Here is an 11,152-nt window from a genome sequence, read left to right as displayed (position 1 = left end):
AGCAATGCCTGTGCCATCCACCCCTCTGTGGCGCGGGAGCAAGCTCCCTCGCCACAGAGGGGTGGATGGCACAGGCATTGCTTTACTCCTTCAATCACCCACCTTCCCCGCCTGAATACAGGAGCAATCGTTACCCCCCGACCCAGAGCCCACCCAAAAAGAAAGTAAGGACCAGGCCTGCTGGCACCATCAGCCACGGGCTCATAAAAAAATGCGTTTTCTAAAGCGGCAGTGCCACCCATTTAGTAGTTCCCCGGGCACTGACAAGGTACTGGAATGGCTCGATCTTTCTTTGATGAAATGAATGACGCACAAGGCGTTTGCCGTGCGCACTATCAGGAATTCTCCCGCTGGCTGGCCAATACGCCGCCAGAACTGCTGGCCCAGCGCCGCCGTGAAGCCGACCTGCTGTTTCACCGCGCCGGGATCACCTTCACCCTGTATGGCGACGAGCAAGACACCGAGCGCCTGATCCCCTTCGACATCATCCCCCGCAGCATCCCCGCCAGTGAGTGGAGCGTCATCGAGCGCGGCTGTATCCAGCGGGTAAATGCGCTGAACATGTTCCTCGCCGACATCTACCACGACCAACGCATCATCAAGGCCGGGATCATCCCCGCCGATCAGGTTCTCGGCAACGAGGGTTACCAGAAGGCCATGGTCGGCCTGGACTTGCACCGCGATATCTATTCGCACATCTCCGGGGTCGACCTGGTACGCGATGGCGACGGCACCTACTACGTGCTCGAAGACAACCTGCGCACCCCAAGCGGCGTGAGCTACATGCTCGAAGACCGCAAAATGATGATGCGCCTGTTCCCGGAGGTGTTCGCCAAGCAACGCATCGCCCCGGTGGACCACTACCCCAACCTGCTGCTCAAGACCCTGAAAAGCTCCAGCCGCCTGGACAACCCCAACGTGGTGGTGCTGACGCCGGGGCGCTTTAACAGCGCGTTTTTTGAACATGCGTTCCTGGCCCGGGAAATGGGCGTGGAGCTGGTGGAAGGCGCCGACCTGTTCGTGCACGACCTCAAGGTGTTCATGCGCACCACCGATGGCCCTAAAGCCGTTGACGTGATCTACCGCCGTATCGACGACGCGTTCCTCGACCCGCAAGCCTTCAACCCCGACTCGATGCTGGGTGTGCCCGGCCTGGTCGCGGCCTACTGCGCGGGCAATGTGGTGCTGGCGAATGCCATCGGCACCGGCGTGGCGGATGACAAGTCGATCTACCCGTACGTGCCGGAAATGATCCGTTTCTACCTGGATGAAGAGCCGATCCTGCAAAACGTGCCGACCTTCCAGTGCCGCAAGCCCGATGAGCTGTCCCACGTGCTGGCCCACCTACCTGAATTGGTGGTCAAGGAAACCCAGGGCTCCGGCGGCTACGGCATGCTGGTGGGCCCCGCTTCCACCGCTGCCGAGATCGAGGACTTCCGCCAACGCATCAAGGCCCGCCCCCACGCTTACATCGCCCAACCAACCTTGAGCCTGTCCACCTGCCCGACCTTTGTCGAAAACGGCATCGCGCCGCGGCATATCGACCTGCGGCCGTTCGTGCTCTCGGGCAAGGAAACCCGCCTGGTGCCCGGTGGCTTGACCCGCGTGGCACTGCGCGAAGGCTCATTGATCGTTAACTCGTCGCAAGGCGGCGGAACCAAGGACACCTGGGTGGTGGAGGGCTGAGTATGCTGAGTAGAACCGCCGCAGATTTGTACTGGATGTCCCGTTACCTGGAGCGTGCCGAGAACCTGGCACGCATGCTGGAAGTCAGTTATTCACTGTCGCTGATGCCCCAGGCCGGGCGCAGTGACGGGCTGGATGAGTTGGCCATGTCGTTGCTCAGCAGCGGCACCCTGGAAAGTTACCTCGAACGCCACAAGCAGCTGGACGCCGAGCGCATGTTGCACTTCTTCGCCCTGGACGAGGAAAACCCCGCGAGTATCTATAACTGCCTGCGGGCCGCGCGGGGCAATGCCCATGCGGTGCGCGGGCGGATCACCGCCGACATGTGGGAAAACCTCAACGCTACCTGGCTGGAGATGCGCAGCATCGCGGCCGGTGGGTTGGCACGGCATGGCATCAGCCACTTTTGTGACTGGGTGAAGCAGCGTTCGCACCTGTTTCGTGGGGCGACTTCCGGGACGATCATGCGTAATGACGCGTATCGGTTTATTCGGCTGGGTACGTTTGTCGAACGGGCGGATAACACGTTGCGCCTGCTGGATGCGCGGTATGAGATGTTTGGCGAAGAGTCCGAAGAGGTCAGCGACCTTTCGGCACGCGGCTATTACCAGTGGAGCGCGTTGTTGCGGGCGTTGTCGTCATTCGAAGCGTATACCGAGCTGTACCCCAATGCGCTGAATGCGCGGTCGGTGTCGGAGTTGTTGCTGTTGCGCAGTGATGTGCCCCGCTCGTTGCATGCGTGTATTGAAGAGTTGAGCCATATCCTGGCGGACTTGCCGGGGAGTTATGGGCGTACCGCCCAGCGTTTGGCCGCCGAGTTTGAGGCGCGGCTGAGGTATACCGGGATTGATGAGATTCTGGAGGATGGGCTGCATAGCCGGCTGACGGAGTTTATCGATACCGTGCGGGAGTTGGCGCAGGCGATTCATAGCTCGTACCTGGAGGTGGTTTAAGCCGCACCGTTAACTAAAAATGTGGGAGCGGGCTTGCTCGCGAATGCGGTCCATCAGTCGATGTTTTAAGTGACTGACACACCGTATTCGCGAGCAAGCCCGCTCCCATATTTGGTTTTGCGCTGGGTTTGGATTATTGGGTTTTTACCAGTACCGGTTCTGCACGGTATTGGTCGGGGAACAGTTTTTTCAGCTGTGCCACCTTGGGCAGGTCGTTGATTACGATGTACGGGTAGGACGGGTTTTCCGTCAGGAAGTCCTGGTGGTAGGACTCCGCCGGGTAGAACGCCTTGCCCATCTCGATTTTGGTCACGATCGGCTTGTCGAAGGATTTGGCGGCATCGAGCTGGTTGATGTAGGCCTGGGCAACCTTTTGTTGTTCGGCGTTCTGGGCAAAGATCGCCGAACGATACTGGGTGCCGCTGTCCGGGCCCTGGCGGTTGAGTTCGGTGGGGTTGTGGGCCACCGAGAAGTAGATCTGCAGCAGCTTCCCGTAGCTGACCTTGCTCGGGTCGTAGGTCACGGAGACGGATTCGGCATGGCCGGTGTCGCCGCCGCTGACGCTGTCGTACTGGGCGGTGCTGGCTGCTCCGCCGTCATAACCGGAGACGGCGTTTTTCACCCCTTGCACGTGTTGGAACACGCCCTGCACGCCCCAGAAGCAGCCGCCGGCGAAGACTGCGGTTTGCAGGTTGCCGGAGTCTGCCGGCAGGTCCAGGGTCGGTGGCGCGATGGCCACGGCGTCGTCGGCCGGGCCGAAGGAGAACGCCGAGCTGTGGCCGACGAAGGCGGCGAACGCCAGGGCCGGTAAATACTTGAACACATTCATTACATGCACTCCCAATCAACCGAAGGTGAAGGCGTAGGCCGCCACGTGCGGATCAAGAAACTCGATGGTGAACGTCCGATCCTTGACGGCGCCAGGCTGGCGTACAAGCTGGTACAAGCGTTGTTCGGTCACGGTGCCACTGCCATCCGGCGCAACGTCGGTACCATGGGCATCGCCCGGGGCCTGGCCGTCGAGGGTGACCTTGAAGCGCACCGGTTTGCCATCGGCGCCAGGGCCCAGCACCAGGTGCAGGTCACGGGCGTGGAAGCGGTAGACGATCTTGCCGTTGGCCGTCGCCAGGGTGGCTTGCTGGCCACCGACGTTCCATTGGCCTTCCAGGGTCCAGTTATTCAGCGCGAGATTGCCGGCTGCCGGATAGTTGGCGACTGTGTCGGTGGCCAGGGTACCGGTGGAGACGAAATTCTCGGCGCGCTGGAAGCCCAGATAGGTTTCCGGCGACTGCACTTCGTTCATGTCGGGTGCGGCCTGGATACCCTTGGCGTCTGCTTCGATCAAGCCGCTTGCGACTTTGGTTGCGCCCGCTTCACGCAGCAGTTGCTGGATAACACGCTCGGACTCGGCGTAATCACCCTCACCAAAATGGTGGTAGCGAATCTGGCCCTTGGCATCGGCAAAGTAATGCGCCGGCCAGTACTGGTTGTTGAAGGCGCGCCAGATCTTGTAGTTGTTGTCGATGGCCACCGGGTAGGTGATGCCCAGGTCTTTCATGGCCTTGGTGACGTTGTTTACGTCGCGCTCGAAGGCGAATTCCGGGGCGTGTACACCGATCACCACCAGGCCCTGGTCGCGATACTTCTCGGCCCAGGCCTTGACGTAAGGCAAGGTGCGCAAGCAGTTGATGCAGGAGTAGGTCCAGAAATCCACCAGCACCACCTTGCCTTTCAGTGCCTCGGCGGTCAGTGGCTCGGAGTTGAGCCATTGCACGGCGCCGTCCAGCGGCGGCAACTGGCCTTCTACCGGCAGTGCGTCGCTGTGGTTGGCAGCCATCATCGCGCCACCGGCCATCATCGCCCCGCTCTTCTGTTCAGGCTTGGCGCTGAGTTTTTCCACCAGGCTTTGTTCCAGGCCACCCGTGGAAGCCGTCGACAAGCGCGCCAGGATCCCGGTGTCCAGGCCCAGGGCAATCGCCGCCACACCGGCCAGCATCAGCGCGCCCAGACCACGACGCAGCCATTCGCCAGCGCCCAGCGAGCGCTTCATGAAGCCAAAGACTTTACCGCCGACCAGCAGCGCCAGGGCCAGGGAGGTGGCAGCGCCTGCCGCGTAGGCCAGCAAGAGCAAGGTAGTGCCGATACTGGCGCCTTGCAGTGCGGCGCCCGTCAGCACCAGCCCCAGGATGGGCCCGGCGCACGGTGCCCACAGTAGTCCGGTGGCCACGCCGATCAGGAACGAAGCGCCCGGACGCGGCCGCGAATCGGCCCCGGCGGCTTCCGACAGGCGACTGCCCGCCGCCACCAGTGGCCGGGTCAGGCGCTCGGACAGGCTTGGCAACAGCAACGTCAGCCCGAATAGCGCAACAAACAGCAACGCGAGCCAGCGACCGTACTGATTGACTTGCACCACCCAACCGCCGCCCACTGCCGCGAGCGACGCGACCAGGGCGAAGGTCATCGCCATCCCCAGCAAAAGCGGCAAGCCACTGCGCAAAAACGGCTGCCCGGTGCGAGCGAAGACAAAAGGCAGAACCGGCAGGATGCACGGGCTGACAATCGTCAGCACGCCGCCCAGATAGGCGAGAACCAAAAGCCACATGGGGTATTCCCTTATAAGAAGACATCGAATTAAGCCGCGGTGAATGTCATGGCTGCGCCGTTCATGCAGTAGCGCAGGCCAGTGGGGGCTGGGCCGTCATCGAACACATGGCCCTGATGACCGCCGCAGCGCTTGCAATGGATTTCTTTGCGTACCACGCCGAAGGAGGTGTCGACGTGGCTGGCCACGGCGTTTTCCAGGGGCTGCCAGAAACTGGGCCAGCCGGTGTGGCTCTCGAATTTGGTGGTGGAGGAATACAGCGCCAGTGCGCAACCGGCGCAGGCGAAGGTGCCGTTGCGGTGTTCGCTATTGAGGGCGCTGCTGTAGGGGCGTTCGGTGCCCTCCTCGCGCAGGATTGCGTATTGCTCGGCGGTCAGCAGGGTGCGCCATTGCGCGTCGGTGTGGCTGACTTCGAAGTTTTCGGCGGCTTCGGCTTCGGCGATCAGGGCGGGGCCGGCGTTGATTTTTTGCAGCAGGCCACCGGCGATTACCGCGAGCCCTAGGCCGCCGCCGGCCAGGAGCATTTGTCGGCGCGTATACATGACTTTCTCCTCAACATACACAAATGCTTATGGCTGGCGAGTAACCTGTGGCGAGGGAGCTTGCTCCCGTTGGAGTGCGCAGCGCTCCCAGTTTTTTGGGGCCGCTTCGCGACCCAACGGGAGCAAGCTCCCTAGCCACAATGGGGTTGCGTACATACGCCATTGCGATGAGTAAGGTTAGGCCCGGGGTGGTCGCGGAATCCTCACGCAGAGTTAAACAATTCGTGATAACTACACTGTTGCAAAAGCCGCACAATGCGCGAATTACGAAGACAGGTTTTTATCAATGGATCAGCCAAAACGCGTCCTGGTGGTCGAGGACGATGCCCATATTGCCGATTTGATCTGCCTGCACTTGCGCGATGAGCAGTTCGAGGTGGTCCACAGTGCCGACGGTGACGAAGGCCTGCGCCTGCTGGAGCAAGGCGGCTGGGATGCGTTGATCCTTGATCTGATGCTGCCCGGTGTCGACGGCCTGGAAATCTGCCGGCGCGCCCGGGCGATGACGCGCTACACACCGATCATTATCACCAGTGCCCGTTCCAGCGAACTGCACCGTATTCTCGGCCTGGAGCTGGGGGCCGATGATTACCTGGCCAAGCCGTTTTCGATGCCGGAGCTGGTGGCGCGGGTCAAGGCCCTGCTGCGCCGGGTCGACGCCATGGCACGCAACCTGAAGATGGATGCCGGTAGCCTCGACTTGGGCCAGTTGTTTATCAATCCGCTGACCCGCGATGCCACTCTGCAAGGCCAGCGGCTGGACCTCACGCCTCGGGAATTCGACCTGCTGTACTTCTTCGCCCGACAGCCGGGCAAGGTGTTTTCGCGCATGGACCTGCTCAACGCAGTGTGGGGTTACAGCCACGAAGGCTATGAACACACGGTCAACACCCATATCAACCGCTTGCGGGCCAAGGTCGAGGCCGACCCGGCCAACCCGGCGCGCATCCTCACGGTGTGGGGCCGTGGCTACAAATTTGCCGAGCAGTCGACATGAGGCTGACCCTTACCCAACGCCTGTCCCTGGTATTCGCCCTGCTGCTGCTGATTTGCAGCGGTACCTCGGCTTGGCTGCAAGTGCGCTCCAACCACATGCACGAACTGGAAGTGGTGCAAGGCCTGTCCCGCGACCTGGCCGCGCACATCGCCCGCGATACCCAACTGATGGACGCTGACGGCCTCAAGCCGGATGCCGTGCGCAACCTCTTCAGCCAGTTGATGCTGGTGAACCCGAGCGTCGAGGTGTACCTGCTGGACATTAACGGCCGCGTGGTCGGTAATGCTGCGCCCAGCGGCCACCTGCGCCGCGACCAGGTCAACCTGGAGCCGGTTCTCCGTTTCCTTAGCGGTGCGATGCTACCGATCCTCGGCGATGACCCGCGCAGCGTAGACGGCCTCAAGGTGTTCAGCGCCGCGCCGCTGCGGGTCAACGGCCAGCAGGCCGGTTACTTGTATGTGGTGTTGTTGGGCGAGGCTCACGATGTGTTCGACGCCCGGGACGCCACCGGCATGGCCCTGAACATCGCCCTGTGGTCCATCGCCCTGGTAGCGTTGTTGTGCTTGTTGGCGGGCCTGACCGCCTTTGCCTGGATCACCCGGCCCCTGCGGCAGCTGACCGAAAAGGTCGGCCAGTTCGATATCAACGGCGCACCGAAAGTCCCGCAGGCCGTGGCACCCGAGGTTGCCAGCCAGGATGAAATCGCGGTGCTCGACCACGCCTTCGTGCAGATGGAGAATCGCCTGGGTGAGCAGTGGCGCGCCATTACTCATCAAGAACAGGAACGCAGGGAAATGGTGGCGAACATTTCCCATGACCTGCGCACGCCACTGGCCTCACTGCATGGCTACCTGGAAACCCTGTCGCTGAAAGACGCGAGCCTGACCCCGCAGGAACGCCGGCGCTACCTGGGCATTGCCCTGGACCAGAGTCGCAAGGTCGGCGGCTTGGCCCAGTCACTGTTGGAACTGGTACGCCTGGAACACGGCTTTGTGCAGCCGGTCATCGAAGGTTTTTCGTTACCCGACCTGGTGCAGGACATCTTCCAGAAGTTCGAACTGACCGCCGAAGCCCGCGCTATCACCCTAACCGCAAGCCTGCCGCCGGTAGTGCCTACGGTATTGGCGGATCTGGGGTTGATCGAACGGGTGCTTACCAACCTGCTGGATAACGCCTTGCGTCACACGCCGCTCAAGGGCGCAGTTGAAGTGACGCTGGCGCCCAAGGCCGGTTTTGTCGAAGTGACCGTCAGCGACAGCGGGCCGGGGATTGCCGCCGATTTGCGCGAAAGCCTGTTCCTGCGCGCCTTCACCATTGGCGGTGCCCGTCGCGATGGCGGGCTGGGCTTGCGCATCGTGCACCGGATCCTGCAATTGCACGGTCAGGAGATCCGCCTGATCGATGTGCCCGGCCGCGGCGCGACGTTCACGTTCGCCCTAGAAACCCGAGCAGCAGTTCGTTGACCTTGGGCCCCTGCTCGTTCTGAATCCAGTGGCCGCAGTTAGCCAGGACGGCTTGTTGCAGGTTCGGTACTGAGTCGGGCATGCGCTTGAGGGTGTGGGCTTCGAACACACCCACCGGGTCGCGGTCGCCGATCAGGAACAGCGTCGGTTGCAGCACCTGCTTGCCGGCCAGGAATTCCGTGCGCTGCCAGTTGCGTTCGAAATTGCGGTACCAGTTCAGTGGGCCGCGAAAGCCGTCGCCGGCAAAGGTCTGCACATACACGTCGAGGTCCTGCTGGCTGCACCAGGCCGGGAGCTTGCCCGGCAGTGCAACACCCTCCAGCAGTTTCGCGCTGGCGGGTTTCTTCTGCAGGAACACGTCCTGGTCCTGCATGAACAGCCGCAAGGTCCGCTCGATGTCCGCGTCCAGTTCCTTTTCGGCCACGCCAGGGGCCTGGAAGTACAGGATGTAATTGAAGCGATCGGCGTACAGCTCGCGCATGATCTCGATCACCGGCCTGCGTGAGCGTCCGGCGAAAGGCACCGACATAGTGACAAGCTTGGTAATTCGCTCAGGCTCCAGCAACGCCAGGTGCCAAGCCACCACCGCGCCCCAGTCATGACCGACCATGACGACCTTGCGATGCCCGAACAGGTCCATGGCGCCCTGGATATCGGCGCACAGGGTCAGCAGGTCATAGTCGGCCACCTCCGGCGGCGCACTGGATTGTCCATAACCGCGCATTTGCGGCACAAACACCCGATAACCCTGCCCGACGAGCGCCGGAATCTGTTCGCGCCAGGAGTGCCAGCACTCGGGAAACCCATGCAGCAGCCACACCGGCGGGCCGCTCTCGGGCCCGGCGATGTGCACGTTCAATTCAATGCCGTTGACCTTGACCTTCTGCTGTTGGATATCGCTCATCACTGGGTTCCTTGTGTGGGGTTCGCTCGCGGTATTCCCGGGGAGAACAGGCCATCACGCGCTTGAAAGCATTGCTGAAAGCGCTGTCGGACTGATAACCCAGGGACTGGCCGATCGTGGACACACTGCTGTCGCTGGCTTTCAAGGCCTGTACCGCCAGATGCATGCGCCAGCGGGTCAGGTATTCCTGAGGCGCCAACCCCACCCGTTGCTTGAAGTGCAGGGCAAAGGTAGAACGGGACTGACTCGCCACGCCGGCCATTTCACTCAACGTCCAGCGCCGGGCCGGCGCCGCGTGAATTTCCCGCAACACCGGGGCCAGCCTCGAATCGGTCAACGCTCCCAGCCAACCGGTGGTGCTGGCGCCCATGGAAGATTGATAGAGCCGCAGGATTTGCACCAGCATCATTTGCGCCAAATGCTCGGTCATCAGCGCCGCGCCTTGCAACGGGCTGGCATATTCTCGGGCCAGGCGGTCCAGGCACCAGCGCAACACGGCCGCCTGTTCGGAGTTGGCACTCACCCGCAGCACCGGCGGCAAGCTGTCCAGCAACAGCCGGGCGTCATCCCCGTAGATGAAACGCCCGGCGATCAAAAACAAATCCACCGTGTCACCCACTGTCGCGATGCCGCCCACCGCATCGGCATACACCTCACGCGCGTCAACGCCTTCACGGGACAGATTGCTGGACAGCCTCCACGGGCGTGCCTGGGTCAATAGAAAACAATCACCCTCATACAGCCGAATCGGCACCACCAGCCCTTCCACCTCCAGCCAGCAACTGCCCTCCACCACGGCGTTGAACTTGATGCCATCCGGCGCCGCAAAATTAATGGCCCAGGTGCCTCCAGCCTTCAGGCCGGCGAAGGTCGAACGATGGCTTTTTAACAGTGCCAGCACATCGGAAAGGGTATCCATAAAAGCTCCGGACGATCGCGACAGAAACACGGACTTTAGGGTATTCCGCGTCCGGGCTCCAGCGAGGAACCTGAGCCTCCCATAAGGAGATTTTTCATGACTAAGACACAAACCCCCATCGCCAGCGGCTTCGACGCCAGCACTACCGCCCTGCAAGCCTTGGCGGGCTGCGACTTGCGTGGCAAGACGGTGATTGTCACCGGCGGCTATTCCGGCATTGGCCTGGAAACTGTGCGCGTGCTGACCGGTGCTGGTGCGCGTGTGATCGTTCCCGCACGGGATCCTCAAAAGGCCGAACGCAACCTGTCGGGAATGGCCGGTGTTGAACACGCCAGCCTGGATTTACTCGACCCGCTTTCCATTGACCGGTTTGCCGAGAATTTCCTCGCGAGCGGGCGGGTATTGAACCTGCTGATCAATAGCGCCGGAATCATGGCCACCCCACTGCAACGGGATGCGCAAGGCATCGAAGCCCAGTTTGCCACCAATCACCTGGGCCACTTCCAGCTCACCGCCCGGCTATGGCCCGCGTTGTGCAGGGCCAATGGGGCACGGGTGGTTTCGGTGTCGTCCCTCGGCCATCGTCTCAGCCCTGTGCACTTCGACGACCCGCAATTTGAACGCCGCCCCTATGACAAATGGCTCGCCTACGGCCAGTCAAAAACTGCCAACGCGCTGTTCGCGGTAGCGCTCGACCAACGCGGTAAAGCTCATGGTGTGCGCGCATTCTCCGTGCACCCTGGGGAAATCCTCACTGACTTGATCCGTTATCTGGACAAGGACGACCTGGCGTTCGTCGGTGCCCTGGATGATCAGGGCAATATCTGCGGCGCCAGTCACTACAAGAACCCCGAGCAAGGCGCCGCAACGTCGGTATGGTGCGCGGTCAGCCCGCTGCTGGAGGGCATGGGCGGACTCTACTGCGAAGATTGCGATGTTGCCCAACCGTCGCAGGACGACACCCTGCGTAACGGCGTACGGTCCTGGGCCGTCGACCCGGAGCAAGCCGAACGTTTGTGGGCCTTGAGTCAGCAACTGTGCGATGTCTCGTTGTAGTCGGCGGCGCTTGTGTTCATATTTGGCAGT

10 protein-coding genes are annotated in these 11,152 nt (G+C 61.8%); 5 read left to right on the top strand and 5 right to left on the bottom strand.

Annotated elements, in window-relative coordinates:
• Window positions 1–276: 276 nt before the first annotated feature.
• Both CEC48_RS21390 and CEC48_RS21385 read left to right on the top strand, forming a co-directional pair.
• Window positions 277–1,686: a circularly permuted type 2 ATP-grasp protein gene (locus CEC48_RS21390; protein WP_088425557.1), complete on the top strand. Its 1,410-nt coding sequence runs from the start codon at window positions 277–279 to the stop codon at window positions 1,684–1,686.
• A 2-nt stretch (window positions 1,687–1,688) separates the two neighbouring features.
• Window positions 1,689–2,639 (top strand): alpha-E domain-containing protein, encoded by a 951-nt coding sequence (locus CEC48_RS21385; RefSeq protein WP_088425556.1) that lies wholly within the window; start codon window positions 1,689–1,691, stop codon window positions 2,637–2,639.
• A 133-nt stretch (window positions 2,640–2,772) separates the two neighbouring features.
• Here the strand turns inward: CEC48_RS21385 and msrA are convergent, their stop codons facing one another.
• Genes msrA through msrB form a run of 3 tightly spaced genes read right to left on the bottom strand, consistent with a single transcriptional unit; the run spans window position 2,773 to window position 5,783 of the window.
• Window positions 2,773–3,468: a peptide-methionine (S)-S-oxide reductase MsrA gene (msrA, locus tag CEC48_RS21380; protein WP_088425555.1), complete on the bottom strand. Its 696-nt coding sequence runs from the start codon at window positions 3,466–3,468 to the stop codon at window positions 2,773–2,775.
• A gap of 15 nt (window positions 3,469–3,483) precedes the next feature.
• A complete protein-coding gene (locus tag CEC48_RS21375; protein ID WP_088425554.1) occupies window positions 3,484–5,241 on the bottom strand; it encodes a cytochrome c biogenesis protein DipZ in 1,758 nt (585 codons plus the stop codon).
• A 29-nt stretch (window positions 5,242–5,270) separates the two neighbouring features.
• Window positions 5,271–5,783 carry a peptide-methionine (R)-S-oxide reductase MsrB gene (gene msrB / locus CEC48_RS21370; protein ID WP_088425553.1) on the bottom strand — a complete coding sequence of 171 codons (513 nt, stop codon included), beginning with the start codon at window positions 5,781–5,783 and terminating at the stop codon, window positions 5,271–5,273.
• Window positions 5,784–6,069: 286 nt separating this feature from the next.
• Between msrB and CEC48_RS21365 the strand changes: the two genes are divergently transcribed.
• Both CEC48_RS21365 and CEC48_RS21360 read left to right on the top strand, forming a co-directional pair.
• Entirely contained in the window at window positions 6,070–6,780 is a 711-nt protein-coding gene (locus CEC48_RS21365; protein ID WP_088425552.1) for a response regulator transcription factor, read from the top strand.
• Window positions 6,777–8,243, top strand: a complete 1,467-nt coding sequence (locus tag CEC48_RS21360) for a HAMP domain-containing sensor histidine kinase (protein ID WP_088425551.1) — start codon at window positions 6,777–6,779, stop codon at window positions 8,241–8,243. Before CEC48_RS21365 ends, CEC48_RS21360 begins: the two co-directional genes overlap by 4 nt.
• Here CEC48_RS21360 and CEC48_RS21355 read toward each other — a convergent pair.
• Together CEC48_RS21355 and CEC48_RS21350 are read right to left on the bottom strand one after the other, a co-directional pair.
• Entirely contained in the window at window positions 8,206–9,147 is a 942-nt protein-coding gene (locus tag CEC48_RS21355; protein ID WP_088425550.1) for an alpha/beta fold hydrolase, read from the bottom strand. The two genes, CEC48_RS21360 and CEC48_RS21355, sit on opposite strands and share 38 nt — an antisense overlap.
• Window positions 9,104–10,066 carry an AraC family transcriptional regulator gene (locus CEC48_RS21350; protein ID WP_088425549.1) on the bottom strand — a complete coding sequence of 321 codons (963 nt, stop codon included), beginning with the start codon at window positions 10,064–10,066 and terminating at the stop codon, window positions 9,104–9,106. Before CEC48_RS21350 ends, CEC48_RS21355 begins: the two co-directional genes overlap by 44 nt.
• Window positions 10,067–10,162: 96 nt before the next feature.
• Here CEC48_RS21350 and CEC48_RS21345 point away from each other — a divergent pair, with 96 nt between their 5' ends.
• Window positions 10,163–11,122, top strand: a complete 960-nt coding sequence (locus CEC48_RS21345) for an oxidoreductase (RefSeq protein WP_088425548.1) — start codon at window positions 10,163–10,165, stop codon at window positions 11,120–11,122.
• Window positions 11,123–11,152 lie beyond the last annotated feature (30 nt).

It is taken from the genome of Pseudomonas sp. K2I15, from assembly GCF_002204795.1.
Lineage (GTDB): Bacteria > Pseudomonadota > Gammaproteobacteria > Pseudomonadales > Pseudomonadaceae > Aquipseudomonas.
This window is presented reverse-complemented; position numbering and strand designations above follow the sequence as displayed.

Bases quoted from the DNA above. Each gene is read 5' to 3' on its own strand.
- msrA (WP_088425555.1), bottom strand. From the start codon at position 3,468: ATGAATGTGTTCAAGTATTTACCGGCCCTGGCGTTCGCCGCCTTCGTC.
- CEC48_RS21360 (WP_088425551.1), top strand. From the start codon at position 6,777: ATGAGGCTGACCCTTACCCAACGCCTGTCCCTGGTATTCGCCCTGCTG.
- CEC48_RS21375 (WP_088425554.1), bottom strand. From the start codon at position 5,241: ATGTGGCTTTTGGTTCTCGCCTATCTGGGCGGCGTGCTGACGATTGTC.
- CEC48_RS21390 (WP_088425557.1), top strand. From the start codon at position 277: ATGGCTCGATCTTTCTTTGATGAAATGAATGACGCACAAGGCGTTTGC.
- msrB (WP_088425553.1), bottom strand. From the start codon at position 5,783: ATGTATACGCGCCGACAAATGCTCCTGGCCGGCGGCGGCCTAGGGCTC.
- CEC48_RS21365 (WP_088425552.1), top strand. From the start codon at position 6,070: ATGGATCAGCCAAAACGCGTCCTGGTGGTCGAGGACGATGCCCATATT.
- CEC48_RS21350 (WP_088425549.1), bottom strand. From the start codon at position 10,066: ATGGATACCCTTTCCGATGTGCTGGCACTGTTAAAAAGCCATCGTTCG.
- CEC48_RS21345 (WP_088425548.1), top strand. From the start codon at position 10,163: ATGACTAAGACACAAACCCCCATCGCCAGCGGCTTCGACGCCAGCACT.
- CEC48_RS21355 (WP_088425550.1), bottom strand. From the start codon at position 9,147: ATGAGCGATATCCAACAGCAGAAGGTCAAGGTCAACGGCATTGAATTG.
- CEC48_RS21385 (WP_088425556.1), top strand. From the start codon at position 1,689: ATGCTGAGTAGAACCGCCGCAGATTTGTACTGGATGTCCCGTTACCTG.